The sequence below is a fragment of the Candidatus Accumulibacter aalborgensis genome (assembly GCF_900089955.1).
GTDB lineage: Bacteria > Pseudomonadota > Gammaproteobacteria > Burkholderiales > Rhodocyclaceae > Accumulibacter > Accumulibacter aalborgensis.
The window spans coordinates 20,789-46,217 of the sequence record NZ_FLQX01000155.1; the positions used below are offsets into that span (position 1 = coordinate 20,789).

Consider the following 25,429-nt stretch of genomic DNA (forward strand, 5'->3'; position numbering starts at 1 on the left):
TGGTTTTTTGCAGACGCCATGTGCTTGTCACGACGGTCGCTGCACTGAATATAGGGGTGGAACATGCCAACCATTAACCAGCTCGTGCGCAAGCCTCGCGAGGCCATACGCAGCAAGAGCAAAGTGCCGGCTTTGGGAAATTGCCCTCAGAAACGGGGCGTCTGCACACGCGTCTACACGACGACGCCAAAGAAGCCTAACTCAGCGCTGCGGAAGGTCTGCAAGGTACGGCTGACGAACGGTTTCGAGGTCATCTCCTATATTGGCGGTGAGGGCCACAATCTTCAGGAACACTCGGTGGTTCTGATCCGCGGTGGCCGCGTCAAGGATTTGCCGGGTGTCCGCTATCACACGGTTCGCGGTTCGCTCGATACGCAGGGTGTCAAGAAGCGCAAGCAGAGCCGTTCCAAGTATGGTACCAAGCGCCCCAAGGCTGCTTGAGTTTCCGTCCGAGTAAGGGCCGTTCCAGGTGGGCGGCCGGGAGGGTCGGTATCCCGTCCGACCCTTCGACTGAATTGTGACTTTTGAGAGGTTGCTATGCCCCGTCGTCGTGAAGTGCCGAAGCGCGATATTCTGCCGGACCCGAAGTTTGGTAACGTCGAGGTCTCCAAGTTCGTCAATACGATCATGAAATGCGGCAAGAAGTCCGTCGCCGAACGCATCGTCTATGGTGCGTTCGATCTGATCGTGAGCAAGACCAGCAAGGACCCGATCGAGGTGTTCGGTATGGCTCTGGGCAATATCAAGCCCTTGGTTGAAGTAAAGAGTCGCCGTGTGGGTGGTGCCAATTACCAGGTGCCGGTGGAAGTCCGCCCAAGTCGTCGGATGGCGCTGGCCATGCGCTGGCTGCGGGAATCGGCACGCAAGCGTTCGGAAAAGTCGATGGGCCAGCGCTTGGCAGCCGAAATGCTTGAAGCATCGGAGAGCCGCGGCGGTGCCGTCAAGAAGCGCGACGAGGTTCACCGTATGGCCGAAGCAAACAAGGCGTTCGCGCACTTCCGGTTCTGAGGCGCCAGCGTCGCAGTTTTCTACTGCCGACGATCGTTCTTTCTTAGTGAAGGTTTATTACTGTGGCACGCAAAACCCCCATCGAGCGCTACCGGAACATCGGCATCAGCGCTCACATTGACGCCGGCAAGACGACGGCGACCGAGCGTATCCTGTTTTACACCGGTATCAATCACAAGATTGGTGAAGTGCACGACGGCGCCGCGACCATGGACTGGATGGCGCAAGAGCAGGAGCGCGGCATCACCATCACTTCGGCGGCCACTACCTGCTTCTGGAAGGGCATGCAGTTCGACCGCCCGGAGCACCGGATCAACATCATTGATACGCCGGGTCACGTCGACTTCACGATCGAAGTCGAACGCTCAATGCGGGTCCTTGACGGCGCGTGCATGATCTACTGCGCGGTCGGTGGCGTTCAGCCGCAGTCCGAGACGGTCTGGCGCCAGGCCACCAAGTACAAGGTGCCGCGACTGGCTTTCGTCAACAAGATGGACCGCCAGGGCGCCGACTTCTTCAAGGTCGTCGAGCAGATGAAAGCGCGCCTGAAAGCCAATCCGGTGCCGATCGTGATTCCTATCGGCAAGGAAGACTACTTCGAGGGCGTCGTCGACCTGATCAAGATGAAGGCGATCTATTGGGACGAGGCCTCGCTGGGAATGAAGTTTGATTACCGCGACATTCCAGCGGCGCTGCAGGCTGAAGCGGAAGATTGGCGCGGCCAGATGGTCGAGGCCGCCGCCGAGGCGTCCGAGGAGTTGATGGACGCGTATCTCGATCGGGGCGACCTGGCTGAGGCTGAAGTCATCGCGGGGCTCCGTATGCGCACGATCGCCTGTGAGATTCAACCAGCGCTCTGTGGCACTGCGTTCAAGAACAAAGGCGTGCAACGCATGCTTGATGCGGTGCTTGATTTGCTTCCGTCGCCGGTTGACATCCCGCCGGTGACCGGCGAAAAGGAAGACGGCGAGCCGACCAGCCGCGATGCGTCGGACACGGCCAAGTTCTCTGCCCTTGCATTCAAGTTGATGACCGACCCCTACGTTGGCCAACTGACCTTCATCCGGGTCTACTCGGGTGTGCTGAAAACCGGTGACACGATCTACAACCCGACCAAGGGTCGCAAGGAACGCATCGGCCGCGTGCTGCAGATGCACGCCAACAACCGCGAAGAAATCAAGGAAGTTTTTGCTGGCGACATCGCCGCTTGCGTCGGTCTCAAGGAGATCACCACCGGTGAGACGTTGTGCGATCCGCTGGCGGTCATTACGCTCGAACGGATGATCTTTCCGGAACCCGTGATTCACGTTGCCGTGGAGCCGAAGACCAAGCCGGACCAGGAAAAGATGGGCATCGCTCTCGGTCGTCTGGCTCAGGAGGACCCATCTTTCCGCGTCCGTACCGACGAAGAGTCGGGGCAAACGATCATTTCAGGAATGGGCGAGTTGCACCTCGAGATCATCGTTGACCGGCTGAAGCGCGAATTCGGTGTCGATGCCAACGTCGGCGCGCCGCAAGTGGCGTACCGGGAGTGCATCAAAAAGTCGGTCGAACAGGAAGGGAAGTTTGTCAAGCAGTCGGGTGGTCGAGGTCAGTATGGGCATGTCTGGTTGAAGATCGAGCCCAACGCGCCTGGCAAGGGTTACGAATTCGTAGACGCGATCAAGGGTGGCACGGTGCCGCGGGAGTACATCCCGGCGGTGGACAAGGGACTGCAGGACGCAGTCACCAGTGGTGTGCTGGCCGGCTTCCCTGTTGTGGACATCAAGTTTACCCTGTTCGAAGGCTCCTACCACGACGTTGACTCCAATGAAAACGCTTTTCGGATGGCTGCTGCGATGGCCTTCAAGGAGGGCATGCGGCGCGCTTCGCCGACCCTGCTGGAACCGATGATGGCGGTCGAGGTGGAGACGCCGGAAGACTATATGGGCAACGTGATGGGCGACCTGTCGGGCCGTCGCGGCATGGTTCAAGGGATGGAAGACCTGCCAGGGAACAACAAGGCGATCAAGGCCGAGGTGCCTTTGGCCGAGATGTTTGGCTACTCGACCACCTTGCGCTCGCTGTCCCAGGGTCGCGCGACCTACTCAATGGAATTCAAGCACTACGCCGAGGCGCCAAAGAACATCGCCGAGGCGGTCATCAACAAGAAATGACTTTGATATTGAGGGAGCGGTAAATGGCCAAGGGAAAATTTGAACGTAACAAGCCGCACGTCAACGTGGGCACGATTGGGCACGTGGACCACGGCAAGACGACGCTGACGGCGGCGATCACGACCATTCTGGCGAAGAAGTACGGCGGTACCGCCAAGGCCTACGACCAGATCGACGCCGCGCCGGAAGAGAAGGCGCGCGGCATCACGATCAACACGGCGCACGTCGAGTATGAGACCGCCAAGCGGCACTACGCGCACGTCGATTGCCCAGGTCACGCGGACTATATCAAGAACATGATCACCGGCGCGGCGCAGATGGACGGCGCGATCCTCGTCGTCTCGGCGGCTGACGGGCCGATGCCGCAAACGCGCGAGCACATTCTGCTGGCGCGCCAGGTCGGTGTGCCGTACATCATCGTCTATCTGAACAAGTGCGACATGGTCGACGACGAGGAGCTGCTCGAGCTGGTCGACATGGAAGTGCGCGAACTGCTGTCCAAGTACGACTTTCCCGGTGACGACGTGCCGATCATCCAGGGTTCGGCGCTGAAGGCCCTGGAAGGGGACACGGGTCCGCTGGGCGAAGGCTCGGTGATGGCTCTGGCCGACGCGCTGGACGCCTACATCCCGACGCCGGAGCGGGCGGTGGACAAGCCTTTCCTTTTGCCGCTGGAAGACGTGTTCTCGATTTCCGGTCGTGGCACGGTGGTTACCGGCCGGGTTGAGCGCGGCATCGTCAAGGTCGGCGAGGAAGTCGAGATTGTTGGCATTCGGCCGACGCTCAAGACGATCTGCACCGGCGTTGAAATGTTCCGCAAGCTGCTTGACCAGGGCCAGGCCGGCGACAACGTGGGCGTTCTGCTGCGCGGTATCAAGCGCGAGGACGTCGAGCGTGGTCAGGTGCTCGCCAAGCCGGGCTCGATCAAGCCGCACACGCACTTCACGGGTGAAGTGTACGTGCTGTCGAAGGAAGAGGGTGGTCGTCACACGCCGTTCTTCAACAACTATCGGCCGCAGTTCTACTTCCGCACGACCGACGTGACCGGCGCCATCGCCATGCCGGAAGGCGTTGAGATGGTCATGCCGGGCGACAATATCCAGATGACGGTCAAGCTCATTTCGCCAATCGCCATGGAAGAAGGCCTGCGCTTCGCCATCCGTGAAGGCGGTCGCACCGTCGGCGCCGGCGTCGTCGCCAAGATCATCGAGTAGTTCGGCACACTTCGGGTGGGGCATGTGCGTCACCCGTCGCTCTTTGGAATCCGATATGCAAAGCCAGAAAATTCGCATCCGCCTGAAGGCATTCGATTATCGCCTGATCGATCAATCCGCTCAGGAGATCGTCGACACCGCCAAGCGCACGGGAGCCGTTGTTCGCGGACCGGTGCCGCTGCCGACTCGCATCCAGCGCTTCGATTTGCTCCGCTCCCCGCACGTGGACAAGAGTTCGCGCGACCAGTTTGAAATGCGCACACACCTGCGTCTGATGGACATCATCGATCCCACGGACAAGACGGTCGACGCACTGATGAAGCTTGATCTGCCTGCCGGCGTTGACGTCGAAATTAAGTTGCAGTAGGGACGCGCTTGCGGCTATAATCGCCGCCTTTCGTCGGGCAGTGGTGTGTTGAGACACTGCCCGGTTTTGTTAGCAACGCTCGCCGGCCAATCGTAGCCGGTCAGAGGAGAACAACCATGAGTCTAGGCCTTGTTGGGCGCAAGGTTGGCATGACGCGCATCTTTACCGACGAGGGCGTTAGCGTCCCGGTGACTGTGCTCGATGTGTCGAACAATCGCGTCGCCCAGATCAAAACGCCGCAAAACGACGGTTATTCAGTCGTCCAGCTGGCCTTTGGCAAGCGCCGCGCGTCGCGCGTCAATCAACCCTTGGCAGGCCATCTGGCTAAAGCCGGTGTCGAAGCGGGTCACGTTCTGAAGGAGTTCCCTGTTTCCGTCGACGAACTCGCCACGCTCAAGCCTGGCGACCAGATCAGCGTGACCATTTTTGCCGTCGGCCAAAAGGTCGACGTCACCGCTCAGACCATCGGCAAGGGTTTTTCGGGGGCGATCAAGCGCCATCACTTCTCTTCGCAAGGTGCGGCACACGGCAACTCCGTTTCGCACCAGGCGCTGGGGTCGACAGGAATGGCCCAGGATCCGGGCCGGGTTTTTCCCGGCAAGAAAATGGCCGGGCACCTGGGCGCCGTCAAGCGCACCCAGCAGAACCTCGAAGTCGTTCGTGTCGATGTGGATCGCCAGTTGCTGTTGCTCAAGGGCGCGGTTCCCGGCTCCAAGGGGGCGGATGTGATTGTGCGTCCTGCAGTCAAGGCGGGGGCATAAATGGAACTCAAGCTTATCAATCAGCATGGCCAGGACAGCAGTTGCGTGGATGCTTCTGACTCCCTGTTTGGCCGTGATTACAACGAGGCGCTGGTGCACCAGGTTCTGGTCGCCTATCAGGCCAATGCGCGCAGCGGTGACCGCGCCCAGAAGGACCGCCAGGATGTGCGGCACACGACCAAGAAGCCGTGGCGCCAAAAAGGCACCGGTCGCGCCCGCGCAGGCATGTCTTCCTCGCCGATATGGCGTGGCGGCGGTCGGGTCTTCCCGAGTTCGCCTGACGAGAATTTCAGCCAGAAGCTGAACCGCAAGATGTACCGCGCGGGAATGGCCGCTATCCTCTCCCAGCTTGTCCGCCAGGACCGCCTGGCGGTGGTGGAGAGCCTTTCGATCGATGCGCCGAAGACCCGGCTGTTCGCTGCCAGGATCAAGGAACTGGGCTATGAGTCGGTGCTGATAATTACCGATAGTCTCGACGAGAACGTCTTTCTGGCGGCGCGAAATCTGCCCAATGTGCTGGTACTGGAAGTTCACCAGGCCGATCCGGTATCGTTGGTCCACTTCCCGAAGGTATTGCTGACCAAGGGCGCGCTGGCCAAGTTTGAGGAGATCCTGGGATGAACCAAGAACGTCTGTTGCAAGTCCTGCTCGCCCCTCAGATCTCGGAAAAGGCTACTTTCCTGGCCGAGAAGCATGAACAGGTGATCTTTCGCGTGGTGTCCGACGCGACCAAGCCTGAAGTCAAGGGCGCCGTCGAGCTGCTGTTCAAGGTGGCCGTCGAGTCGGTTCAGATTGCCAACGTCAAAGGCAAGCACAAGAAATTCGGTCGTGTCATGGGCCGCCGCAAGAGCTGGAAGAAGGCATACGTTTGCCTGAAGCCCGGTCAGGAAATCAATTTCGTCGATGGGGGAGCCGTCTGATGGCACTCGTCAAAGTCAAGCCGACTTCGCCTGGCCGCCGCGCGGTGGTCAAGGTCGTCAATCAAGGTCTGCACAAGGGTGCGCCGCTCGCTGCTCTGGTCGAGCCACAATCCAGGCATGCTGGCCGTAACAATAGCGGTCGCATCACGACCAGGCACCAGGGCGGTGGCCACAAGCAACACTACCGGCTGGTCGACTTCAAGCGCAACAAGGATGGGATTCCAGCCGAGGTCGAGCGTCTTGAGTATGACCCGAACCGGACGGCGAACATTGCCTTGCTCTGTTATGCCGATGGGGAACGGCGCTATATCATTGCGCCGAAAGGGCTGGTCGTTGGCCAACAGGTCTCCAGTGGTTCCGAAGCGCCAATCAAGGTGGGCAACACGCTGCCGATCCGCAACATCCCGGTGGGTACCACCATCCACTGCGTCGAGATGGTCCCTGGCAAGGGTGCGCAACTGGCTCGCTCGGCAGGCACCTCGGTCCAGTTGCTGGCCAGGGAAGGCGTCCACGCGCAGTTGCGCCTTCGCTCAGGCGAGATCAGGCGGGTGCACGTTGAGTGCCGTGCCACAATTGGCGAAGTGGGTAACGAGGAACATGGCCTACGTTCCATCGGCAAAGCCGGTGCCAATCGCTGGCGTGGTATCCGTCCGACGGTTCGTGGCGTGGCGATGAACCCGATCGACCACCCGCATGGTGGTGGCGAGGGCAAGACAGCTGCGGGTATGCATCCGGTCAGTCCTTGGGGTACCAAGACCAAGGGTTATCGTACTCGTCGCAACAAGCGTACGACTTCGATGATCGTGCAGCGCCGCAACAAACGCTAGGGGATAGAGAACCATGGGACGTTCCGTAAAAAAGGGCCCGTTTGCAGATGCCCATCTGATGAAAAAGGTGAGCGCGGTGCGCGCTACGGGCGACAAGCGCCCGATCAAAACGTGGTCGCGTCGGTCCACGGTGCTGCCGGATTTTGTCGGCTTGACCATCGCCGTTCATAACGGCAAGCAACATATTCCGGTGTTCGTGACCGAGAACATGGTTGGGCACAAGCTCGGCGAGTTTTCGCTGACCCGTACTTTCAAGGGCCACACGGCTGGCAAGAAGGCCAAGAAGTAAAGGAATGAATATGGAAACTCGTGCTGTTTTGCGCGGCGTACGACTCTCGAGTCAGAAAGGGCGGCTGGTGGCTGATCAGATCCGTGGTCTGGCGGTCGACAAGGCGCTCAACATTCTGACCTTCAGCCCCAAGAAGGGTGCGGCGATCATCAAGAAAGTGCTGGAATCGGCAATTGCCAACGCCGAGCACAACGATGGTGCCGATATTGACGAACTGACGGTGAAGACTATCTGCGTCGAAAAGGGCGCGGTGCTGAAGCGCTTTACGGCGCGGGCCAAGGGGCGGGGCAACCGAATCGTCAAGCCGACCTGTCACGTGTTTGTGACCGTCGGCAACTGAGGAATAAGAATGGGACAAAAGATTCATCCCGCAGGGTTTCGTCTGGCCGTGACGCGCGACTGGTCGTCACGTTGGTATGCCAACAAGAAGAACTTCCCCGGCATGCTGAACGAAGACATCAAGGTTCGGGAATACCTGAAGAAAAAGTTGAAACACGCTTCGGTCGGACGCATTCTGATTGAGCGCCCCGCCAAGAACGCGCGCGTGACGATCTTCTCGGCGCGCCCGGGTGTGGTCATTGGCAAGAAGGGTGAGGAGATCGATCACCTGCGCGTAGCCCTGCAAAAGATCATGGGTGTTCCGGTGCACGTCAGTATCGAAGAAATCAGGAAGCCCGAGCTTGACGCCCAATTGATCGCCGACTCGATTACGCAGCAACTGGAAAAGCGCATCATGTTCCGTCGCGCCATGAAGCGGGCCATGCAGAACGCGATGCGGCTTGGTGCGCAAGGGGTCAAAATCATGAGTTCGGGCCGCCTCAACGGTGCCGAAATCGCTCGCCGCGAATGGTATCGCGAGGGCCGCGTGCCGCTGCACACCTTGCGTGCGGATATCGACTACGCGACGTCCGAGGCTTTGACGACCTATGGCCTCATCGGCGTCAAGGTCTGGGTCTTCAAAGGCGAAATTCTGAATCGCCAGGAGCAGGCGGCGCTCTCTCAGGACGCGGTGGCTGATGAACGCAGACCGCGGCGCACAGCGCGCCCGGGTGAGCCTGCAGATCGGCCAAGTCGTCCGGTGAGAGGCCAGGAGGACGCGGCCAAGGCCGATGGGGCGGCTGCGGAAGCGAAGGCGCCGGTGAAACGAGTCAGAAAGGCAGGAACAACAGATGCTGCAGCCAGCTAGAAGGAAGTACCGTAAGGAGCAGAAGGGCCGCAACACCGGTCTGGCAACGCGGGGAGCCAAAGTCAGCTTTGGTGAATTCGGGCTCAAGGCGATCGGTCGTGGGCGCTTGACAGCTCGTCAGATTGAAGCGGCACGACGGGCGATGACCCGCCACATCAAACGCGGCGGCCGGATATGGATTCGCGTCTTTCCCGACAAGCCGATTTCCAAGAAGCCCGCCGAGGTGCGCATGGGTAGCGGCAAGGGTAATCCGGAGTACTGGGTCGCCGAGATCAAGCCTGGCAAGGTTCTTTACGAGATGGATGGTGTCAATGAAGGTCTGGCGCGTGAGGCCTTTGCGCTTGCTGCCGCCAAGCTACCGATCCCGACAGTTTTCGTTATGCGCATGGTGGGTTGATCATGAAAGTCAGTGAACTCAGAGCAAAAACCGTCGACGAACTGAACGCGGAATTGCTGGCGCTGCTGAAGGCCCAGTTTGGCCTGCGGATGCAGCTTGCCACCCAGCAGTTGACCAACAACAGTCAAATCGGCAAAGTGCGTCGACAGATCGCGCGCGTACGCACGCTTCTTCGTGAAAAGGCAGTTCAACAATGAGCGAGACCACCAACAAGCGTACCCTCGTAGGGCGCGTCGTCAGCGACCGGATGGACAAGACCGTCACGGTTGTTATCGAGCGCCGCGTCAAGCACGCGATGTATAACAAGATTATCGTGCGCTCGAGCAAATACCACGCGCACAATGACGGCAACCAGGCCAAAGCGGGCGACCTCGTCGAGATTCAGGAGTCCCGTCCGCTGTCGAAGACCAAGTCCTGGGTGGTCACCAAGTTGCTGGAGCGTGCAGTTTCGGTGTAAAGGCTTGCAAAAGTTTCTGTAGCCGCTATAATGCTACGTTTTCCCGCGCCCGACTGGTGCTAAACCTTGGGCGATCCTCCCCGTACGGGTTCCAAGACTGACCGCCAACGCGGGCCAAGTTGGAGTGACAGATGATTCAAGTACAAACGGTTCTCGACGTCGCCGACAACACCGGCGCACGATCGGTTATGTGTATCAAGGTGTTGGGTGGCTCCAAGCGGCGCTACGCCGGTGTCGGCGACATTATCAAGGTCACCATCAAGGATGCTGCTCCGCGCGGGCGCGTCAAGAAAGGCGATGTCTACAGCGCCGTCGTGGTACGTACCGCCAAGGGCGTGCGCCGTGTCGATGGCTCTCTGGTGAAATTCGACCACAATGCGGCCGTACTCCTGAATAACAAGATGGAGCCGATTGGCACTCGTATTTTTGGGCCGGTGACGCGCGAGCTGCGTGGCGACCGATTCATGAAGATCGTGTCTCTGGCGCCGGAAGTGCTGTAAGGAAGGTCATGGAAAAGATTCGCAAGGGCGACGACGTGGTCGTCATCGCTGGAAAAGACAAGGGCAAGCGGGGATCCGTCCTGCGCCGTTCCGACGCTGAGCACGTGCTGGTTGACGGGGTCAATCGCGTCAAGAAACATGTCAAGCCAAATCCTGTCAAGGGCGTCGTTGGTGGCATCATCGAAAAGGAGATGCCTCTCCACATCTCGAATGTGTCGCTTTACAACCCGGCAACGCGGAAAGCGGATCGTGTCGGTTTCAAGACGCTCGAAGACGGTACGAAGGTGCGGTTCTTCAAGTCAAACGGCGAAGTGTTAGGGGTCTAAGGAGCAGTCATGGCGCGTTTGCTGGATTTTTACAAGACGACAGTGGTTCCCGAGTTGACCGAAAAATTCGGTTACAAGTCGGGAATGGAAGTGCCTCGGATCACCAAGATCACTCTCAACATGGGTGTCGGCGAGGCGGTTTCCGACAAGAAAGTGCTCGACCATGCCGTGGGCGACCTGACCAAGATCGCCGGCCAGAAGCCGGTGGTCACCAAGGCCCGCAAATCGATCGCCGGCTTCAAGATTCGCACCGGCTACCCAATCGGCTGTATGGTTACCTTGCGTGGTCCGCGAATGTTCGAATTCATCGATCGCCTGGTCACTGTGGCACTGCCCCGAGTCCGCGACTTTCGCGGCATATCGGGAAAGGGCTTCGATGGCCGCGGTAACTACAACATGGGCCTCAAGGAGCAGATCATCTTTCCGGAAATCGAATACGACAAGATTGATGCGCTGCGCGGCATGAATATCAGTGTCACCACGACTGCCAAGACCGACGACGAGGCGCGTGCCTTGCTTGGCGCGTTTAAATTTCCCTTCAGGAACTGAGACGAAATGGCAAAACTCGCTGTGATCAACCGCGGTGAAAAGCGGCGCAAGATCGTTGAAAAATATGCCAAGAAGCGCGCCGAGCTGGTGGCGATCATCGGCGACGAAAGCCGCTCCATCGAGGATCGCTTCGAGGCACGCCTGAAAATTCAGTCGTTGCCGCGCAACTCGAGCCCGGTCAGGCTGCGTAACCGTTGCGAAATGACCGGGCGCCCTCGCGGCGTCTATCGCAAGTTCGGTTTGGGGCGTGGCAAGCTGCGCGATTTCGCGCTGCGCGGCGAGGTGCCGGGAATGATCAAGGCAAGCTGGTAGGCAGGAGAGAATAGAATGAGTATGAGCGATCCGATCAGCGACATGCTGACCCGCATCCGAAATGCCCAGATGGCAAACAAGGCCTCCGTCGCCATGCCATCTTCGAAAGTAAAAATCGCCATCGCCCAGGTGCTGAAGGACGAGGGGTACGTGGAAGAATTTGCGGTCAGCGAGAATAACGGCAAGCCGCTGCTCCAGATTGGCCTGAAGTATTACGCGGGCCGCCCGGTGATCGAGCGGATCGACCGTGTCTCCAGGCCGGGGCTACGCATCTATCGCGGCGCCGATAACATTCCAGTGGTCATGAATGGGCTTGGGGTGGCCATCGTGTCCACACCCCAGGGGGTCATGACCGACCGCAAAGCCCGCGCCAGCCACATTGGTGGCGAAGTGTTGTGCATCGTCGCCTAAGGGGTCGCCATGTCGCGCGTTGCTAAAAACCCAATCGTCGTCCCACCGGGTGTTTCGGTGGATATCTCGGCGGAACGTATTGCCGTCAAGGGCCCGTTGGGCGCACTTGAATTTGCTGCCAATTCAGCGGTCAGTGTCGAGCAGGAGGGAGACAGTCTGCTCTGCAAGCCGGTGCCCGGCGTCGCCAATTCCGATGCGCTGTCCGGAACCGTCCGTGCGGTGGTCAACAACATGGTGAACGGTGTCAGCAAGGGCTTCGAGCGCCGTCTCAACCTGGTGGGTGTCGGCTATCGCGCTCAGGCTCAGGGTGACACGCTCAACCTGACCCTCGGTTTTTCGCATCCGGTGGCGTACAAGTTGCCCCAGGGCATCTCGGCCGAGACGCCGACGCAGACCGAGATTGTCATCAAGGGGGTTGACCGTCAACTCGTTGGCCAGGTGGCGGCCGAAGTTCGCGCGTATCGCAAGCCGGAGCCCTATAAGGGCAAAGGGGTGCGCTATGCGGACGAGGTGGTGGTCATCAAGGAAACGAAGAAGAAGAAATAAAGGGTGCTGAGATGATAGAGAAGAAACAGGCGCGTTTGCGCAGGGCTCGCAAGACGAGGGCCAAGATCGCTGAGCTGAAGTCGGTGCGGCTGTCGGTACACCGCAGCAACTGCCACATCTATGCGCAGGTGATTTCCCCCTGCGGGTCCAAGGTGCTGGCTTCAGCCTCCTCGCTCGAGCCGGATGTGCGCAGGGGCTTGCCGAATGGAGGCACTGTCGACGCCGCGAAAGCGATTGGCCAGTTGATCGCCGAACGGGCGATCAAGGCAGGCATCGAGCAGGTTTCGTTTGATCGGGCCGGCTTTCAGTACCATGGTCGAATCAAGGCGCTGGCCGAGGCCGCGCGTGAAGCCGGTCTCAAGTTCTGATCAGCCCGAAAAGAATTGGAGTAATCAATGGCTAAGCCACAAAGCAGAAAACCCCAGCAAGCCGAGAAACCTGATGACGGCATGCGGGAGAAAATGATTTCGATCAATCGCGTGACGAAAGTGGTGAAGGGTGGCCGTATTCTCGGCTTTGCCGCCTTGACCGTCGTCGGCGATGGTGACGGGCGTATCGGCATGGGCAAGGGCAAGTCCCGCGAAGTCCCGGTGGCCGTCCAGAAGGCGATGGAAGAAGCTCGACGAAACCTGGTCAAGGTGAGCCTGAAGAATGGCACTTTGCAGCATACGGTAGTCGGCCACCACGGCGCGTCACGGGTCATGATGCAGCCGGCCCCCGAAGGCACGGGTATCATCGCCGGCGGTGCCATGCGGGCAGTTTTCGACGTCATGGGAATGGCCAATGTCGTCGCCAAGGCACATGGTTCGACCAATCCGTACAACATCGTCCGGGCGACGATCAACGGCCTGCGGGCAATGACCACGCCGGCCGAGGTCGCTGCCAAGCGCGGCAAGACCGTCGCCGAGATTCTGGGGTAAGAGATGGCTGATAAAACAGTAAAAGTAACGCTCGTCCGCAGCCTGATCGGCACCAAGGAATCGCATCGGGCGACCGTCCGCGGTCTGGGTCTGCGCCGCGTGAACAGTAGCTCGACATTGGAAGACACGCCAGCCGTGCGCGGCATGATCAACAAGGTCGCCTATCTTTTGAAGTGTGAGGGCTGAAATGAAACTGAATACTATTCAGCCGGCCGACGGGGCCAGGGCAGACCGTAAGCGCGTGGGCCGGGGCATCGGCTCAGGTTTCGGCAAGACCTGTGGCCGCGGTCACAAGGGCCAGAAATCGCGCGCGGGTGGTTTCCACAAGGTCGGTTTTGAAGGCGGTCAGATGCCGCTGCAGCGTCGCTTGCCAAAGCGTGGCTTCAAGTCAATGACCAACGATCGTAACGTCGAGGTACGGCTGTCGGAAATTGCCGCTTTGCCGCTTGGGGAGATCGACCTGCTGACCTTGAAGCAGACCAATCTGGTGTCTCAGCGTGCGCTTTCGGCCAAGGTCGTGCTCTCGGGTGAGATCACGCGCCCAGTCGTCCTCAAGGGTGTTGGCGCTACGGCGGGTGCGCGGGCGGCTATCGAAGCCGCCGGTGGCAGCGTTGCCGAATAGCGCTTCGGCGGGGGTGATCTTTTTTGGCAACTAATCCAGCGACGGTCAGCAAGGGGGGGAAGTTCGGCGATCTGAAGCGTCGGCTCTGGTTCCTCCTTGGCGCACTGGTCGTGTACCGGATCGGCTCGCATATTCCGGTTCCGGGCATTGACGCGCAGGTTTTGAGCGAGCTGTTCAACAAGCAGCAGGGCGGCATCCTCGGCATGTTCAACATGTTTTCGGGTGGCGCACTGTCGCGGTTTACGATTTTTGCGCTCGGGATCATGCCCTACATCTCGGCGTCGATCATCATGCAGCTTATGACGCACGCCAGTCCCCAGCTCGAGGCGCTGAAAAAGGAAGGCGAGGCCGGGCGGCGCAAGATCACCCAATACACCCGCTACGGAACCGTCTTGCTGGCCTTGTTCCAGGGCATCGGGATTGCCGTCGCGGTCGAGTCACAGCCGGGACTGGTGCTTGAGCCGGGTATGATGTTCCGTTTCGTGACGGTGATCACACTGCTTACTGGAACGATGTTTCTCATGTGGCTCGGCGAGCAGGTTACCGAGCGTGGCCTGGGTAACGGGATATCAATCATCATCTTTGCCGGTATCGCCGCTGGCCTGCCAAACGCCATCGGCGGCCTGCTTGAATTGGTTCGCACTGGTGCGATGCATCCGCTGACGGCGATCGTCATCAGCCTGCTCGTCGTTCTGGTGACTGCCTTCGTCGTCTTCGTCGAACGGGGGCAGCGCAAGATTCTGGTCAATTATGCCAAGCGCCAGGTGGGTAACAAGATTTACGGTGGGCAAAGCTCGCACCTTCCGCTGAAACTGAACATGGCGGGGGTGATCCCGCCGATCTTTGCCTCGTCGATCATTCTCTTTCCGGCAACGATCGCCGGCTGGTTTGGCTCGGGCGAGTCGGTTCGCTGGCTGAAGGACATTGCGGGTGCGCTGTCACCTGGGCAACCGATCTATGTGATGCTCTACGCGGCGGCGATCATCTTTTTCTGCTTTTTCTATACGGCGTTGGTCTTCAACTCCAGGGAAACGGCCGACAATCTGAAGCGCAGCGGCGCATTCGTCCCCGGTATTCGGCCCGGTGATCAGACGGCGCGCTACATTGACAAGATACTAATGCGTCTGACGCTGGTCGGCGCGGGCTACATCACCATCGTTTGCCTGTTGCCTGAATTCCTGATTCTGAAATGGAACGTGCCGTTCTATTTCGGCGGCACTTCGCTGCTGATCATTGTCGTGGTGACGATGGATTTCATGACCCAGGTCCAGGCGTATGCCATGTCGCACCAATACGAGAGCCTGTTGAAAAAGGCCAACTTCAAAGGCTCCGGGCTACCGGCGAAATAGAATGGCAAAGGAAGATTTGATTGAAATGCAGGGTGAGGTGATTGAGAACCTCCCCAACGCGACGTTCAGAGTGAAACTGGAGAACGGCCATGTCGTGCTCGGTTTCATATCCGGCAAGATGCGCATGCACTATATCCGCATTCTCCCGGGCGACAAGGTGACAGTGCAATTGACACCTTACGATCTGAGTCGCGCGCGAATCGTTTTCCGCGCCAAGTGAAGAGTAGTTACGCAATCCACGTCACAATTCGGCACAGGGTTGGCTGCACCTGGCGTCGGGTAATCAGGAGTGAATCATGAAAGTGCTGGCATCTGTGAAACGCATCTGTCGCAAGTGCAAAATCGTTCGGCGCCATGGCGTCGTGCGGGTCATCTGTACAGATCAGCGTCACAAACAGCGTCAAGGTTGACCGCTGTGGCTCACTCTTGTGAGTCCTCAGTCGGTTGAAGGCATTAACTGTAAGTATCGATTAATTGGGGTGAAACGATGGCCCGCATCGCAGGCGTAAACCTACCGAACCACCAGCATACCGAGATTGCGCTCACCGCGATTTACGGTATCGGGCGCCCGCGCGCACAAAAGATTTGTGATGCTGCTGGTGTGACACGTGCGACAAAAATGAAGGACCTGACGGAAGCAGAGCTGGAGCGGCTGCGCGAGCAGATCGGCAGGTTCTCTGTCGAAGGCGATTTGCGTCGCGAAGTGACGATGAACATCAAGCGCTTGATGGACCTCGGTTGCTATCGCGGACTTCGTCACCGCAAGGGCCTTCCCTCCCGCGGTCAGCGGACAAAGACCAACGCGCGTACCCGCAAGGGACCGCGGAAGGCGATCGCTGGCAAGAAATGATTAGGAACTAGGACCCGACTATGGCCAAGACCGCAGCAAAAGTACGCAAGAAAGTCAAAATTAGAAAGAATGTGGCTGAGGGTGTCGCTCACATCCACGCGTCGTTCAACAACACGATCATCACGATCACCGACCGCCAGGGTAACGCGCTGTCGTGGGCGACGTCGGGCGGCGCTGGTTTCAAGGGATCTCGCAAGAGTACGCCCTTTGCTGCACAGGTTGCTGCGGAAGCTGCGGGCAGGGTTGCCGTTGAGTGTGGTGTCAAGAATCTCGAAGTGCGCATCAAGGGTCCAGGCCCTGGGCGGGAGTCATCGGTGCGTGCGCTTAATGCTCTCGGCATGAAAATCACGTCGATTACCGATGTCACGCCTATCCCGCACAACGGCTGCCGGCCGCCGAAGAAGCGTCGGATTTAAGGAGAAGAAATAGTGGCTCGCAACCTCGATCCGAAGTGCCGTCAGTGCCGCCGTGAAGGCGAAAAGTTATTCCTGAAGGGAGAGAAGTGCTTTACCGACAAGTGTGCCATCGAGCGTCGCTCGTATGCACCCGGTCAGCACGGTCAGAAGTCCGGGCAGCGTCTGTCGGATTACGGCGTTCACCTTCGCGAGAAGCAGAAGATTCGTCGTATCTATGGCGTTCTTGAAGGTCAGTTCCGCAAGGTTTACAAGGAAGCCGATCGGCGCCGAGGAGTAACCGGCGAGGTTCTGCTGCAGTTGCTGGAGGCCCGTCTCGATAGCGTGGCATATCGCATGGGCTTCGCGGCATCGCGCTCGGAGTCGCGCCAGGTCGTCCGCCACAATGGTGTGCTGGTGAATGGTCGTCGGGTCAACATCCCGTCCTACCAGGTCCGTCCCGGCGATGTCGTTGAAGTCTGCGAAAAGGCGAAAGCTCAGCTCCGTGTCAAGGCTGCCCTGGCGGCTGCCGAGGCGCGCGGTTTTCCGGAGTGGGTCGAGGTCGACGCGAAGGCCGCGAAGGGTACCTACAAGGCGCACCCTGAGCGCAGCGAACTGCCGCCGACGATCAACGAGAGTCTCGTCATCGAACTTTACTCGAAGTAGTCGTGACGAGGCTTCACGGAATCAGGCAAAGGACAGTACATGGACAGCAGTGGACTATTTAAACCGCGCATCATCGATGTGCAGAGCTTGTCGCCGGTGCATGCGCGAGTGGTCATGGAGCCGTTCGAGCGTGGCTACGGCCACACCCTGGGCAATGCGCTGCGCCGGATTCTGCTTTCCTCGATGCCTGGTTACGCGCCAACCGAGGTCAGCATAGAGGGCGTGCTCCATGAGTATTCGACGATCGACGGAGTGCAGGAAGACGTCGTTGATATCCTGCTGAACCTGAAGGGTGTCGTCTTCAAGCTGCATAACCGGGAGGAGGTCGTCCTTCATCTGCGCAGCGAAGGGAAGGGCGTCGTTCGGGCGGCCGACATCGAAGTTTCACACGATGTCGAGATCATCAACCCTGAGCACGTGATCGCGCATCTCTCGGCTGGTGGCAAGCTGGCAATGGAACTCAAGGTAGAGCAGTCGCGCGGCTATCTCGCCGGTAACCTCAGGCAGATCGGCGATGGCAGCAAGAGCATCGGCAAGCTGGTTCTCGATGCGTCGTTCAGCCCGGTTCGCCGGGTCAGTTACGCTGTCGAGAGCGCACGCGTCGAGCAGCGGACGGACCTCGACAAACTGATCATGGACATCGAGACCAACGGTGCCATCGAGCCCGAGGAGGCGATTCGCACCGCCGCTCGCATCTTGATGGAGCAACTGTCGGTATTTGCCGACCTTGCCGGGACGGCGATGCCGGTCGAGTACCAGAAAACGGTCCAGGTGGATCCGCTTTTGCTGCGTCCGGTTGACGACCTTGAGCTGACGGTTCGTTCAGCCAACTGTCTGAAGGCGGAAAATATCTATTACATCGGTGATTTGATCCAGCGCACCGAGAATGAGTTGCTCAAGACCCCGAACCTCGGTCGAAAGTCGCTTAATGAAATCAAGGAAGTGCTGGCTGCACGTGGCCTGACACTGGGCATGAAGCTCGAGAACTGGCCGCCGGCCGGGCTCGAGAAATAAGCCGCCGGAAAAGAACAGGAAGGAATCGATATGCGTCACCGTTTGGGTCTCCGCAAACTGAATCGTACCAGCTCTCATCGCCTGGCGATGTTGCGCAACATGACCGTCTCGCTGCTTCGCGAGGAGACCATCAAGACGACCTTGCCCAAGGCCAAGGAGCTTCGTCGGGTGGTCGAGCCGATCATCACGCTCGGCAAGAAGCCGAGTCTCGCGAACCGGCGCCTGGCTTTTGACCGTTTACGCGACCGCGACATGGTAGTCAAGGTGTTCGATGAACTCGGGCCTCGTTACGCCACGCGCAATGGCGGCTATCTGCGGATACTGAAGTGTGGTTTCCGGGATGGTGACAACGCGCCCATGGCATTGGTCGAATTGCTCGACCAGCCTGAAGCAGGTGGCGATAGTGCTTCCGGGGGAAGCGGCGCCTGAGCAGATGAGGTCGCGTATTGAATCCAGGAAAGCCAGGCCATGCCTGGCTTTTTGCGCTCAGGTGGCGGCCAGCGAGGCCTGTAACTAGCCTGCGCACGGCTCGGCACTTGACTCTTCGAGCTGCTGGAGGGCCCACATCTGTGCATACAGGCCTTCCGCTTCGAGCAGTTCAAGGTGCGCTCCGCGTTCGACGATACGGCCGGCGTCCATGACCAGAATCTGGTCGGCATTCATGATCGTAGACAGGCGATGGGCAACCACCAGTGTCGTCCGTCCGCACGCCGCGTGGTCGAGGCTGGCCTGGATCGCTTTCTCGGTTTTCGAGTCGAGGGCCGATGTAGCCTCATCGAAAATCAGCACCGGCGGGTTTTTCAACAAAGCGCGGGCGATTGCGACACGCTGCTTCTCGCCGCCGGAAAGCTTGAGACCGCGCTCGCCGACCCGGGTTTGATAGCCGTCAGGGAGCAGCCGGATGAATGCCGCGAGTTGTGCTGCCTCGGCCGCCGCCAGCACCTCATCGTGGCTGGCTTCCGGGCGGCCGTAGTGGATGTTGTAGTAGATCGTATCGTTGAACAGCACGGTGTCCTGGGGAACGATGCCGATCGCAGCGCGCAGGCTCGACTGCGTGAGCTGGCGCAGATCGGTCCCGTTGATCAGTATCCGGCCGCCGCTGACGTCGTAGAAGCGGTAGAGAAGGCGAGCGAGGGTCGACTTTCCGGATCCGGACTCACCGACGACGGCGACCGTGCGTCCGGCCGGGACTGAAAACGTGACTTGGTGCAGGATCTGCCGGTTTGCTTCATAGAAGAAATCGACCCCGGCAAAGCGGAGTTCGACTTCCCCGGGCACGAGCGCTGTGGCGTCGGGGGAGTCGGCGATTTCCCGATTGACGGCGAGCAAACCGAACATTCGCTCGATATCGGCCAGTGACTGGCGGATTTCGCGGTACACGACGCCAAGGAAGTTGAGCGGCATGTAGAGCTGAATCAGGAAAGCGTTGACTAGCACCAGGTCGCCAATGGTCATCGTTCCGGCGACGACGCCGCTCGCTGCCCGCCACATCATTGCCGTGACGCCGAGCGCGATTATTATCTGTTGGCCCAGGTTAAGCCAGGAAAGCGAGACCTGGCTTCGCGTCGCGGCGTCTTCCCAGTGCCGCATCTGCTGGTCGTAGCGCCGCGCCTCATACTCCTCGTTGTTGAAATACTTGACCGTTTCGTAGTTCAGCAGACTGTCGACAGCGCGCGTATTGGCGGCTGAATCAGCCTCGTTGAGTTTGCGGCGAATGTCTATTCGCCAGTTGCTGACCTTGACCGTGAACACGATGTAGGCGGTGAGCGAAAGCAGGGTGATGAGGACAAACGAGCTGTCGTAGCGCGCGAACAGGATGCCGAGGACGAGCGTGATTTCGACCAGCGTCGGCAGGATGGAATAGAGGGTGTAGCTGATCAGACTGGAGATTGAACGGCTGCCGCGCTCGACATCGCGCGAAACGCCGCCGGTCTGCCGCTGCAGATGGAAGCGAAGTGACAGTTCGTGCAGGTGGCGGAAGACTTCGAGGGCGATACGGCGAACTGCTCGTTGGGTGACGCGGGCAAAAAGAATCTCGCGCAGCTCGGCAAACAGAGAGGTCGAAAAACGCAGAGCGCCGTACAGCAGGAGTAACAGGACGGGTAGCGCCATTGCCTGCTGGGCGCTGGTCAGGTCATCGATCATGGACTTGAAGACCAGCGGCACGGCCACGTTGGCCAGCTTGGCGGAAAACAGACACGCCAGCGCCAGGATGACGCGCCATTTGTATTGCCACAGGTAGGGAACGAGCTTGTTCAGCGTCAGCCACAGGTGGCTGTCGCCAACGGGCGCCCGATCGGCGGCAGAGGAGGAACTGGCGGCGCTGCGCATGATAGTGGCTAGTCGATGGGGTGGTTGACCTGCCGAGTATGCCCTTTTGCCGGGCCATGTCTCAAGGTCTGCGCAGAAAGATGCCGGAAAAAAGCCTTGCATTCGACGCTCGGTGGCCATAAAATTAAAACGAACGTTTGAACGATGCGCCATTACATGACCTTGCGCTCTTCGCGCTTCAACTTTCCTGGACCAGTGAGCTAATGCCCGATCAAAAGTCAGGTCAAGATACACGCGAGCGAATTCTCGATATCGCCGAACGTCTGTTCATGGAGAACGGTTATGAAGCGACGTCGATGCGGATGATCACGGGCGCAGCCGAGGTCAATCTGGCGGCGGTGAACTACCATTTTGGGTCCAAGGAAGCGCTGCTGCGTGAAGTCTTCCGGCGCCGTTTGTCGTGGCTCAACGGTGAGCGCCTGGTGGCCCTCGACAAGCTCGAAGCGCAAGCCGGCGGCGCGGCGCTCAAACCATCTCAGATCCTGGAAGCCTTCTTCGGCACCCTGTTGCGCATGGGTGAGGACGAGTCTCTCGGCGGAATGACCTTCCTGCGCCTGCTCGGCCGAACGCTGACCGAACCTGCCGAGTTCATCCGCACGTTCTTTGCCGGCGAATATGCGCAAGTGATTGATCGCTACAAGCTGGCCTTGTTTCGCGCCTTGCCTGATGTGCCGAAAGCGGAGATCGTCTGGCGTCTGCATTTCATGCTCGGCGCCATGTCGTATGCCATCGCCGGTACCGATGTACTACAGGTGGTCACTGGCTGTGGGCTGGGCGATCTTGCCGGTGAAGGCGGCAGCGATGGTGCCGGCGATACGGCCCTGGCCAGGCGTCTCGCTCAGCGGCTGATGCCTTTTCTGCTCGGTGGCCTGCGGGCGCCGTTGCCGCAGTTGCTCGACGTAGCGCACAAACCAGCCGTGACCCATGACGGCGCGGGAGTTCAGATTCATGATTCAGGCATCAACGCCCAAAACCAATGACAGGAGTAACAGCCATGCTCACAACGATCATCTCGGCCCTCATCGGCGTCACTCTGGTGAGCCTGGCCGTGCTGATCAGCGTCCGTCCCTTGCGGCGAGAGCTGATCAGCCGGTCCATTTTCAAGACTTACAAGCGGATTCTGCCGCAGATGTCCGACACCGAGCGTGAAGCGCTCGAAGCCGGTACGGTGTGGTGGGACGGCGAACTCTTTCGCGGCAACCCTGACTGGAACAAGCTGCTCGCCTATCCGGTGCCCACGCTGAGCGCCGAAGAACAGTCCTTCATGGACCACGAGACCGAGCAGGCGTGTGCGCTGGTTGATGACTGGCAGGTGACCCACGAGCTGTACGATCTGCCGCCCGAGGCGTGGCAGTACATCAAGGACAAGGGCTTTCTCGGGATGATCATTCCCAAGAAGTACGGGGGTCTGGAGTTTTCCGCTTACGGCCACTCGCAGATCGTCACCAAGCTGTCAACGCGCTGCTCGGCGCTGGCGGTATCGGTGATGGTGCCGAACTCGCTAGGGCCCGCCGAACTTCTGCTGCACTACGGAACTGAAGCGCAAAAGAACCACTTTCTGCCGCGGCTGGCCAAGGGACTTGAGATTCCAGCCTTCGCACTGACCAGTCCGTGGGCCGGCTCCGATGCAGCCTCGATTCCCGATGTCGGCATCGTCTGCAGGGGCCTCTGGCAAGGCAAGGAGGTGGTCGGCATGCGGGTCACCTGGGACAAGCGCTACATCACGCTCGGCCCGGTGTGTACCATCCTTGGACTGGCTTTCCATCTCTTTGACCCGGATGGCTTGCTCGGCGCCAAGAAACACATCGGCATCACCTGTGCGCTGGTACCGCGCGACACGCCGGGTGCCGAGATCGGTCGCCGCCACTTTCCCCTGAACGCCATGTTCATGAACGGCCCGACGCGCGGCAAGGACGTTTTCATGCCTCTCGATTACATCATCGGTGGCCCGGCGATGGTCGGTCAGGGCTGGAGAATGCTGATGGAGTGTCTTGCGGCGGGTCGTTCGATCTCGCTTCCGTCGTCGAACACCGGTATGGCACAAATGACTGCGCGCACCGTCGGTGCCTACGCCCGTGTGCGCAGTCAGTTTAAGATGGCCGTCGGGCGCTTCGAGGGCGTTGAAGAAGGGCTCACCCGTATCGGTGCCTATACCTACATGATGGACGCCGTGCGCAAGATGACCGCTGGTGCCATCGACCTCGGCGAGAAGCCCTCGGTGGTTTCGGCGATCGCCAAGTACCATGTCACCGAGCGCGCCCGCGAGGTGGTCAATGATGGCATGGACATTGTCGGCGGCAAGGGGATCTGCCTCGGGCCTTCGAACTTCCTCGGCCGCGCCTATCAGCAACTGCCGATCGGAATTACCGTCGAGGGTGCCAATATCCTGACCCGCAGCCTGATCCTCTTTGGCCAGGGAGCCATCCGCTGCCACCCCTACGTTTTGAAGGAGATGAAGTCTGCCTTCAACCCGGACGGCGTACAGGGGCTGCGTGACTTCGACGAGGCCTTGTTCGGCCACGTCGGCTTCACCATCAAACATGGCTGCCGCGCCTTCCTGAAAGGGCTGACCGGTTCGCATTTCGTTTCGGTGCCGGCCAATGTGGCCCCGGAAACGAAGCGCTACTATCAGCAACTGACGCGTTTCTCGGCCGCCTTTGCTTTCCTTGCCGACATCTCGATGCTGGTCCTCGGTGGCGAGCTGAAGCGGCGCGAAAAGCTCTCGGCGCGACTGGGGGACATCCTCTCGATGCTCTATCTGTGCTCGGCGACGCTCAAGCGCTACGAGTCGGAAGGGCGTCAGCCGACCGATGCTCCACTGATGCACTGGGCGATGTGGGACGCGATGTACAAGGCACAGATGGCTTTCGACGGTGTGATCGCCAATTTCCCGGTGCGCTGGATCGGACGCTCCCTGTATCGCATCGTTTTCCCGCTCGGTCACCCCTACGACGTGCCGTCGGACCGGATCGGCCACAAGGTGGCCAAATTGCTGATCGAACCGTCCGCTTCCCGCGATCGTCTGACTGCTGAATGCTATCTACCCGGCACCGAGACCGAGGCCGTCGGTGCACTCGAACTGGCACTGGTGGCAACCATCGCCGCCGAACCGATCGAAGCCAAGATTCGCGCTGCCGAAAAGAGTGGCGTGCTGGCCGATAATCCGGATGCCAACGTCCGCGACCTGGCGCACGCGGCTTTCGCCGCCGGTATCGTCACCCCGGCAGAATACGCTGTCCTCAAGCGGCGCAATGAACTTCGTGACATCGTCATTCGTGTCGACGATTTTCCGCACGACCTGGGCCGTAGCCGGCAGCAACCGCTGCTGCATAAAGCGGCGGCCTAGAAAGTCGCAGATCCCGAGAAAAGGGGCGAGGAGCTTTGTTCCGTGTCTCTGTCTTGTGCCGGGAGAGGAGGCATGAAAGAAGGAGAGCAAATGGGATTCGAGCCGGTGTTCGTCGTGGATGGCGCCAGAACGCCCTTCCTCAAGGGGCGCAATGTGCCGGGGCCGTTCGCGGCCAGTGATCTGGCGGTCCAGGCGGGACGCGCGCTGCTGATTCGCCAGCCGTTCGCGCCGACCGACCTCGACGAGGTCATTCTCGGTTGCGCCAGTCCGTCGCCCGACGAAGTGAATATTGGCCGCGTCGTTGCGCTGCGTCTCGGCTGTGGTCACCAGGTGCCAGCCTGGACGGTGATGCGCAACTGTGCCAGCGGCATGCAGGCGCTCGACTCGGCGATGGCCAACATTCAGAACCGACGCTCACAACTCGTTCTCGCCGGTGGTGTCGATGCGCTCTCGCACGCGCCGCTCCTTTACTCAGAGGCGATGGTGCGCTGGTTTGCCCGCATGATGCAGGCGAAAACGGTCGGCCAGAAAATTGGCACCTTCGCCCGCCTGCGCCCTGCGCAACTGTTGTCGCCGGTCATTGGCCTGCTCAAGGGCCTGACCGACCCGGTCGTTGGCTTGCTGATGGGGCAGACCGCCGAGAATCTCGCCTGGCGCTTCGGCATCTCTCGTCAGCAGATGGACCAGTACAGCGTGCGCAGCCACCAGCGTGCCGTCGCCGCTCGCGCCGCCGGGCATCTCGCCGAGATCGTTCCGCTGATCGACGCCAACGGTCACGTTTATGGCGAGGATGACGGCGTGCGCGCAGATTCGAGCGTCGCCGGGCTGGCCAGGCTCAAACCCTTCTTCGATCGCAAGTACGGCCGCATCACCCCCGGCAACAGCTCGCAGATCAGCGATGGGGCGGCCTGGCTGATCCTGGCCTCCGCGGCGGCTGTCGACCGGTGGCAACTGCAGCCGCTGGGTCGGATCACCGACAGCCAATGGGCAGGCCTCGACCCGGCGCAGATGGGTCTCGGCCCGGTCCATGCGGTGACACCGATTCTGCAACGGCATCAGCTCATGCTCGCCGACATCGACCTCTGGGAAATCAATGAAGCCTTTGCCGCACAAGTCCTCGGCTGTCTTGCCGCCTGGGAATCGGACGAGTACTGCCGCGAGCAGCTTGATCTGACCGGTGCTCTCGGATCGCTGTCCCAGGAGCGCCTCAATGTCGATGGCAGCGCCATCGCCGTCGGTCACCCGGTGGGTGCTTCCGGCGCACGCATCGTCCTGCACCTGCTGCACGCCCTGCGCGCTGCCGACGCCCGGCGGGGTATCGCCGCGATATGTGTCGGCGGTGGTCAGGGTGGGGCCATGCTGGTCGAAACGACCACTTGAACGCAGAAACAGGAACACTCATGAACATCAATATCACCCCCTACCAGCACTGGCGGCTGCAGGTTAACGCCGAGGGCGTCGTCTGGGCAACGCTGGACAAGGCCGGCGAGTCGACCAATTCACTGTCCACCGTGGTGATGAGCGAACTTGCCGGAATTCTCGACCAGTTCGACAGCAACCCACCGAAGGGGCTGGTCTTCCGTTCAGGCAAGTCGGCCGGTTTCATCGCCGGCGCCGACATCCAGGAGTTCACGCAGGTCGCTAGTGCCGAACGAATAAGGATAGATCGTGCGAAGCCACGATCTGATCCGTTTGTTGGACGAGCCCGGGCCG

At 59.9% G+C, this 25,429-nt stretch carries 37 protein-coding genes and 1 pseudogene; 37 read left to right on the forward strand and 1 reads right to left on the reverse strand.

Annotation, left to right across the window (positions count from 1 at the left end; genetic code table 11):
• Nucleotides 1-63: 63 nt before the first annotated feature.
• From rpsL to rplQ, 33 genes are all read left to right on the forward strand, one after another.
• A complete protein-coding gene (gene rpsL, locus ACCAA_RS19560; RefSeq protein ID WP_015767930.1) occupies nucleotides 64-441 on the forward strand; it encodes a 30S ribosomal protein S12 in 378 nt (125 codons plus the stop codon).
• Between the two features lie 96 nt (nucleotides 442-537).
• Nucleotides 538-1,008, forward strand: coding sequence for a 30S ribosomal protein S7 (gene rpsG, locus ACCAA_RS19565; protein ID WP_186408929.1), 471 nt, complete (start codon nucleotides 538-540; stop codon nucleotides 1,006-1,008).
• A gap of 62 nt (nucleotides 1,009-1,070) precedes the next feature.
• Nucleotides 1,071-3,164, forward strand: a complete 2,094-nt coding sequence (gene fusA, locus ACCAA_RS19570; protein ID WP_186408930.1) for an elongation factor G — start codon at nucleotides 1,071-1,073, stop codon at nucleotides 3,162-3,164.
• Between the two features lie 23 nt (nucleotides 3,165-3,187).
• Entirely contained in the window at nucleotides 3,188-4,378 is a 1,191-nt protein-coding gene (gene tuf, locus ACCAA_RS19575; protein ID WP_186408920.1) for an elongation factor Tu, read from the forward strand.
• Between the two features lie 55 nt (nucleotides 4,379-4,433).
• Complete coding sequence (gene rpsJ / locus ACCAA_RS19580) at nucleotides 4,434-4,745, forward strand: 30S ribosomal protein S10 (protein ID WP_186408957.1); 312 nt, start codon at nucleotides 4,434-4,436, stop codon at nucleotides 4,743-4,745.
• 116 nt (nucleotides 4,746-4,861) lie between these two features.
• Complete coding sequence (gene rplC, locus ACCAA_RS19585) at nucleotides 4,862-5,506, forward strand: 50S ribosomal protein L3 (RefSeq protein ID WP_186408931.1); 645 nt, start codon at nucleotides 4,862-4,864, stop codon at nucleotides 5,504-5,506.
• Nucleotides 5,507-6,127 (forward strand): 50S ribosomal protein L4, encoded by a 621-nt coding sequence (gene rplD, locus ACCAA_RS19590; protein WP_186408932.1) that lies wholly within the window; start codon nucleotides 5,507-5,509, stop codon nucleotides 6,125-6,127.
• Complete coding sequence (rplW, locus tag ACCAA_RS19595; protein ID WP_186408933.1) at nucleotides 6,124-6,426, forward strand: 50S ribosomal protein L23; 303 nt, start codon at nucleotides 6,124-6,126, stop codon at nucleotides 6,424-6,426. Before rplD ends, rplW begins: the two co-directional genes overlap by 4 nt.
• Nucleotides 6,426-7,253 (forward strand): 50S ribosomal protein L2, encoded by an 828-nt coding sequence (gene rplB, locus ACCAA_RS19600; protein WP_186408934.1) that lies wholly within the window; start codon nucleotides 6,426-6,428, stop codon nucleotides 7,251-7,253. Before rplW ends, rplB begins: the two co-directional genes overlap by 1 nt.
• 13 nt (nucleotides 7,254-7,266) lie before the next feature.
• Nucleotides 7,267-7,542 carry a 30S ribosomal protein S19 gene (gene rpsS / locus ACCAA_RS19605; RefSeq protein WP_186408935.1) on the forward strand — a complete coding sequence of 92 codons (276 nt, stop codon included), beginning with the start codon at nucleotides 7,267-7,269 and terminating at the stop codon, nucleotides 7,540-7,542.
• 10 nt (nucleotides 7,543-7,552) lie between these two features.
• Nucleotides 7,553-7,882 (forward strand): 50S ribosomal protein L22, encoded by a 330-nt coding sequence (rplV, locus tag ACCAA_RS19610; RefSeq protein ID WP_186408958.1) that lies wholly within the window; start codon nucleotides 7,553-7,555, stop codon nucleotides 7,880-7,882.
• A 9-nt stretch (nucleotides 7,883-7,891) separates the two neighbouring features.
• The gene (gene rpsC, locus ACCAA_RS19615; protein WP_186408936.1) at nucleotides 7,892-8,728 is read left to right on the forward strand and encodes a 30S ribosomal protein S3; all 837 of its coding nucleotides are present in this window, start codon (nucleotides 7,892-7,894) and stop codon (nucleotides 8,726-8,728) included.
• Nucleotides 8,712-9,125 carry a 50S ribosomal protein L16 gene (gene rplP / locus ACCAA_RS19620; RefSeq protein ID WP_186408937.1) on the forward strand — a complete coding sequence of 138 codons (414 nt, stop codon included), beginning with the start codon at nucleotides 8,712-8,714 and terminating at the stop codon, nucleotides 9,123-9,125. The genes rpsC and rplP overlap by 17 nt, the downstream gene beginning before the upstream one ends.
• 2 nt (nucleotides 9,126-9,127) lie before the next feature.
• Entirely contained in the window at nucleotides 9,128-9,322 is a 195-nt protein-coding gene (gene rpmC / locus ACCAA_RS19625; RefSeq protein WP_186408959.1) for a 50S ribosomal protein L29, read from the forward strand.
• Nucleotides 9,319-9,582 carry a 30S ribosomal protein S17 gene (gene rpsQ, locus ACCAA_RS19630; RefSeq protein ID WP_186408938.1) on the forward strand — a complete coding sequence of 88 codons (264 nt, stop codon included), beginning with the start codon at nucleotides 9,319-9,321 and terminating at the stop codon, nucleotides 9,580-9,582. The genes rpmC and rpsQ overlap by 4 nt, the downstream gene beginning before the upstream one ends.
• A gap of 131 nt (nucleotides 9,583-9,713) precedes the next feature.
• Complete coding sequence (gene rplN, locus ACCAA_RS19635) at nucleotides 9,714-10,082, forward strand: 50S ribosomal protein L14 (protein ID WP_186408939.1); 369 nt, start codon at nucleotides 9,714-9,716, stop codon at nucleotides 10,080-10,082.
• Between the two features lie 8 nt (nucleotides 10,083-10,090).
• The gene (gene rplX / locus ACCAA_RS19640) at nucleotides 10,091-10,408 is read left to right on the forward strand and encodes a 50S ribosomal protein L24 (protein ID WP_186408940.1); all 318 of its coding nucleotides are present in this window, start codon (nucleotides 10,091-10,093) and stop codon (nucleotides 10,406-10,408) included.
• 9 nt (nucleotides 10,409-10,417) lie between these two features.
• On the forward strand, nucleotides 10,418-10,957 hold the full coding sequence (gene rplE, locus ACCAA_RS19645; protein ID WP_186408941.1) for a 50S ribosomal protein L5: 540 nt from the start codon (nucleotides 10,418-10,420) through the stop codon (nucleotides 10,955-10,957).
• Between the two features lie 6 nt (nucleotides 10,958-10,963).
• Nucleotides 10,964-11,269, forward strand: coding sequence for a 30S ribosomal protein S14 (gene rpsN / locus ACCAA_RS19650; RefSeq protein ID WP_186408942.1), 306 nt, complete (start codon nucleotides 10,964-10,966; stop codon nucleotides 11,267-11,269).
• Between the two features lie 15 nt (nucleotides 11,270-11,284).
• On the forward strand, nucleotides 11,285-11,680 hold the full coding sequence (rpsH, locus tag ACCAA_RS19655; RefSeq protein ID WP_186408943.1) for a 30S ribosomal protein S8: 396 nt from the start codon (nucleotides 11,285-11,287) through the stop codon (nucleotides 11,678-11,680).
• A gap of 9 nt (nucleotides 11,681-11,689) precedes the next feature.
• Nucleotides 11,690-12,226: a 50S ribosomal protein L6 gene (rplF, locus tag ACCAA_RS19660; protein WP_186408944.1), complete on the forward strand. Its 537-nt coding sequence runs from the start codon at nucleotides 11,690-11,692 to the stop codon at nucleotides 12,224-12,226.
• A 14-nt stretch (nucleotides 12,227-12,240) separates the two neighbouring features.
• Nucleotides 12,241-12,594: a 50S ribosomal protein L18 gene (gene rplR / locus ACCAA_RS19665; protein WP_186408960.1), complete on the forward strand. Its 354-nt coding sequence runs from the start codon at nucleotides 12,241-12,243 to the stop codon at nucleotides 12,592-12,594.
• 27 nt (nucleotides 12,595-12,621) lie between these two features.
• Nucleotides 12,622-13,146: a 30S ribosomal protein S5 gene (gene rpsE, locus ACCAA_RS19670; RefSeq protein WP_186408945.1), complete on the forward strand. Its 525-nt coding sequence runs from the start codon at nucleotides 12,622-12,624 to the stop codon at nucleotides 13,144-13,146.
• A 3-nt stretch (nucleotides 13,147-13,149) separates the two neighbouring features.
• Entirely contained in the window at nucleotides 13,150-13,332 is a 183-nt protein-coding gene (gene rpmD, locus ACCAA_RS19675; protein WP_186408946.1) for a 50S ribosomal protein L30, read from the forward strand.
• A gap of 1 nt (nucleotide 13,333) precedes the next feature.
• Entirely contained in the window at nucleotides 13,334-13,768 is a 435-nt protein-coding gene (rplO, locus tag ACCAA_RS19680; protein WP_186408947.1) for a 50S ribosomal protein L15, read from the forward strand.
• A 23-nt stretch (nucleotides 13,769-13,791) separates the two neighbouring features.
• The gene (secY, locus tag ACCAA_RS19685) at nucleotides 13,792-15,117 is read left to right on the forward strand and encodes a preprotein translocase subunit SecY (RefSeq protein WP_186408948.1); all 1,326 of its coding nucleotides are present in this window, start codon (nucleotides 13,792-13,794) and stop codon (nucleotides 15,115-15,117) included.
• A gap of 1 nt (nucleotide 15,118) precedes the next feature.
• Nucleotides 15,119-15,337: a translation initiation factor IF-1 gene (gene infA, locus ACCAA_RS19690; RefSeq protein WP_015767904.1), complete on the forward strand. Its 219-nt coding sequence runs from the start codon at nucleotides 15,119-15,121 to the stop codon at nucleotides 15,335-15,337.
• A gap of 76 nt (nucleotides 15,338-15,413) precedes the next feature.
• Entirely contained in the window at nucleotides 15,414-15,527 is a 114-nt protein-coding gene (rpmJ, locus tag ACCAA_RS19695) for a 50S ribosomal protein L36 (protein WP_186408949.1), read from the forward strand.
• A 77-nt stretch (nucleotides 15,528-15,604) separates the two neighbouring features.
• Nucleotides 15,605-15,967: a 30S ribosomal protein S13 gene (rpsM, locus tag ACCAA_RS19700; RefSeq protein ID WP_186408950.1), complete on the forward strand. Its 363-nt coding sequence runs from the start codon at nucleotides 15,605-15,607 to the stop codon at nucleotides 15,965-15,967.
• 20 nt (nucleotides 15,968-15,987) lie between these two features.
• A complete protein-coding gene (gene rpsK, locus ACCAA_RS19705; RefSeq protein WP_186408951.1) occupies nucleotides 15,988-16,383 on the forward strand; it encodes a 30S ribosomal protein S11 in 396 nt (131 codons plus the stop codon).
• 12 nt (nucleotides 16,384-16,395) lie between these two features.
• Nucleotides 16,396-17,025, forward strand: coding sequence for a 30S ribosomal protein S4 (gene rpsD / locus ACCAA_RS19710; RefSeq protein WP_186408952.1), 630 nt, complete (start codon nucleotides 16,396-16,398; stop codon nucleotides 17,023-17,025).
• 39 nt (nucleotides 17,026-17,064) lie between these two features.
• The gene (locus tag ACCAA_RS19715; RefSeq protein ID WP_186408953.1) at nucleotides 17,065-18,039 is read left to right on the forward strand and encodes a DNA-directed RNA polymerase subunit alpha; all 975 of its coding nucleotides are present in this window, start codon (nucleotides 17,065-17,067) and stop codon (nucleotides 18,037-18,039) included.
• 30 nt (nucleotides 18,040-18,069) lie between these two features.
• Complete coding sequence (gene rplQ / locus ACCAA_RS19720) at nucleotides 18,070-18,468, forward strand: 50S ribosomal protein L17 (protein ID WP_186408954.1); 399 nt, start codon at nucleotides 18,070-18,072, stop codon at nucleotides 18,466-18,468.
• A gap of 84 nt (nucleotides 18,469-18,552) precedes the next feature.
• Here the strand turns inward: rplQ and ACCAA_RS19725 are convergent, their stop codons facing one another.
• Nucleotides 18,553-20,370: an ABCB family ABC transporter ATP-binding protein/permease gene (locus ACCAA_RS19725; RefSeq protein WP_186408955.1), complete on the reverse strand. Its 1,818-nt coding sequence runs from the start codon at nucleotides 20,368-20,370 to the stop codon at nucleotides 18,553-18,555.
• Nucleotides 20,371-20,573: 203 nt separating this feature from the next.
• On the opposite strand from ACCAA_RS19725, the gene ACCAA_RS19730 reads away from it, so the two are divergent.
• The 4 genes and pseudogenes from ACCAA_RS19730 to ACCAA_RS19745 form a co-directional block, all read left to right on the forward strand.
• On the forward strand, nucleotides 20,574-21,350 hold the full coding sequence (locus ACCAA_RS19730) for a TetR/AcrR family transcriptional regulator (protein WP_245754695.1): 777 nt from the start codon (nucleotides 20,574-20,576) through the stop codon (nucleotides 21,348-21,350).
• A 14-nt stretch (nucleotides 21,351-21,364) separates the two neighbouring features.
• Entirely contained in the window at nucleotides 21,365-23,716 is a 2,352-nt protein-coding gene (locus ACCAA_RS19735; RefSeq protein WP_186408956.1) for an acyl-CoA dehydrogenase, read from the forward strand.
• 90 nt (nucleotides 23,717-23,806) lie between these two features.
• On the forward strand, nucleotides 23,807-25,096 hold the full coding sequence (locus ACCAA_RS19740) for an acetyl-CoA C-acetyltransferase (RefSeq protein WP_186408961.1): 1,290 nt from the start codon (nucleotides 23,807-23,809) through the stop codon (nucleotides 25,094-25,096).
• 20 nt (nucleotides 25,097-25,116) lie between these two features.
• Nucleotides 25,117-25,429, forward strand: a pseudogene (locus ACCAA_RS19745) (hypothetical protein); the annotation flags it as partial.

What these genes read in the sequence shown, in the direction of transcription:
- rpsL (WP_015767930.1), top strand. Translation starts at nt 64, where the DNA reads ATGCCAACCATTAACCAGCTCGTGCGCAAGCCTCGCGAGGCCATACGC.
- rpsG (WP_186408929.1), top strand. Translation starts at nt 538, where the DNA reads ATGCCCCGTCGTCGTGAAGTGCCGAAGCGCGATATTCTGCCGGACCCG.
- tuf (WP_186408920.1), top strand. Translation starts at nt 3,188, where the DNA reads ATGGCCAAGGGAAAATTTGAACGTAACAAGCCGCACGTCAACGTGGGC.
- rpsJ (WP_186408957.1), top strand. Translation starts at nt 4,434, where the DNA reads ATGCAAAGCCAGAAAATTCGCATCCGCCTGAAGGCATTCGATTATCGC.
- rplC (WP_186408931.1), top strand. Translation starts at nt 4,862, where the DNA reads ATGAGTCTAGGCCTTGTTGGGCGCAAGGTTGGCATGACGCGCATCTTT.
- rplD (WP_186408932.1), top strand. Translation starts at nt 5,507, where the DNA reads ATGGAACTCAAGCTTATCAATCAGCATGGCCAGGACAGCAGTTGCGTG.
- rplW (WP_186408933.1), top strand. Translation starts at nt 6,124, where the DNA reads ATGAACCAAGAACGTCTGTTGCAAGTCCTGCTCGCCCCTCAGATCTCG.
- rplB (WP_186408934.1), top strand. Translation starts at nt 6,426, where the DNA reads ATGGCACTCGTCAAAGTCAAGCCGACTTCGCCTGGCCGCCGCGCGGTG.
- rpsS (WP_186408935.1), top strand. Translation starts at nt 7,267, where the DNA reads ATGGGACGTTCCGTAAAAAAGGGCCCGTTTGCAGATGCCCATCTGATG.
- rplV (WP_186408958.1), top strand. Translation starts at nt 7,553, where the DNA reads ATGGAAACTCGTGCTGTTTTGCGCGGCGTACGACTCTCGAGTCAGAAA.
- rpsC (WP_186408936.1), top strand. Translation starts at nt 7,892, where the DNA reads ATGGGACAAAAGATTCATCCCGCAGGGTTTCGTCTGGCCGTGACGCGC.
- rplP (WP_186408937.1), top strand. Translation starts at nt 8,712, where the DNA reads ATGCTGCAGCCAGCTAGAAGGAAGTACCGTAAGGAGCAGAAGGGCCGC.
- rpmC (WP_186408959.1), top strand. Translation starts at nt 9,128, where the DNA reads ATGAAAGTCAGTGAACTCAGAGCAAAAACCGTCGACGAACTGAACGCG.
- rpsQ (WP_186408938.1), top strand. Translation starts at nt 9,319, where the DNA reads ATGAGCGAGACCACCAACAAGCGTACCCTCGTAGGGCGCGTCGTCAGC.
- rplN (WP_186408939.1), top strand. Translation starts at nt 9,714, where the DNA reads ATGATTCAAGTACAAACGGTTCTCGACGTCGCCGACAACACCGGCGCA.
- rplX (WP_186408940.1), top strand. Translation starts at nt 10,091, where the DNA reads ATGGAAAAGATTCGCAAGGGCGACGACGTGGTCGTCATCGCTGGAAAA.
- rplE (WP_186408941.1), top strand. Translation starts at nt 10,418, where the DNA reads ATGGCGCGTTTGCTGGATTTTTACAAGACGACAGTGGTTCCCGAGTTG.
- rpsN (WP_186408942.1), top strand. Translation starts at nt 10,964, where the DNA reads ATGGCAAAACTCGCTGTGATCAACCGCGGTGAAAAGCGGCGCAAGATC.
- rpsH (WP_186408943.1), top strand. Translation starts at nt 11,285, where the DNA reads ATGAGTATGAGCGATCCGATCAGCGACATGCTGACCCGCATCCGAAAT.
- rplF (WP_186408944.1), top strand. Translation starts at nt 11,690, where the DNA reads ATGTCGCGCGTTGCTAAAAACCCAATCGTCGTCCCACCGGGTGTTTCG.
- rpsE (WP_186408945.1), top strand. Translation starts at nt 12,622, where the DNA reads ATGGCTAAGCCACAAAGCAGAAAACCCCAGCAAGCCGAGAAACCTGAT.
- rpmD (WP_186408946.1), top strand. Translation starts at nt 13,150, where the DNA reads ATGGCTGATAAAACAGTAAAAGTAACGCTCGTCCGCAGCCTGATCGGC.
- rplO (WP_186408947.1), top strand. Translation starts at nt 13,334, where the DNA reads ATGAAACTGAATACTATTCAGCCGGCCGACGGGGCCAGGGCAGACCGT.
- infA (WP_015767904.1), top strand. Translation starts at nt 15,119, where the DNA reads ATGGCAAAGGAAGATTTGATTGAAATGCAGGGTGAGGTGATTGAGAAC.
- rpmJ (WP_186408949.1), top strand. Translation starts at nt 15,414, where the DNA reads ATGAAAGTGCTGGCATCTGTGAAACGCATCTGTCGCAAGTGCAAAATC.
- rpsM (WP_186408950.1), top strand. Translation starts at nt 15,605, where the DNA reads ATGGCCCGCATCGCAGGCGTAAACCTACCGAACCACCAGCATACCGAG.
- rpsK (WP_186408951.1), top strand. Translation starts at nt 15,988, where the DNA reads ATGGCCAAGACCGCAGCAAAAGTACGCAAGAAAGTCAAAATTAGAAAG.
- ACCAA_RS19715 (WP_186408953.1), top strand. Translation starts at nt 17,065, where the DNA reads ATGGACAGCAGTGGACTATTTAAACCGCGCATCATCGATGTGCAGAGC.
- rplQ (WP_186408954.1), top strand. Translation starts at nt 18,070, where the DNA reads ATGCGTCACCGTTTGGGTCTCCGCAAACTGAATCGTACCAGCTCTCAT.
- ACCAA_RS19725 (WP_186408955.1), bottom strand. Translation starts at nt 20,370, where the DNA reads ATGCGCAGCGCCGCCAGTTCCTCCTCTGCCGCCGATCGGGCGCCCGTT.
- ACCAA_RS19730 (WP_245754695.1), top strand. Translation starts at nt 20,574, where the DNA reads ATGCCCGATCAAAAGTCAGGTCAAGATACACGCGAGCGAATTCTCGAT.
- ACCAA_RS19735 (WP_186408956.1), top strand. Translation starts at nt 21,365, where the DNA reads ATGCTCACAACGATCATCTCGGCCCTCATCGGCGTCACTCTGGTGAGC.
- ACCAA_RS19740 (WP_186408961.1), top strand. Translation starts at nt 23,807, where the DNA reads ATGGGATTCGAGCCGGTGTTCGTCGTGGATGGCGCCAGAACGCCCTTC.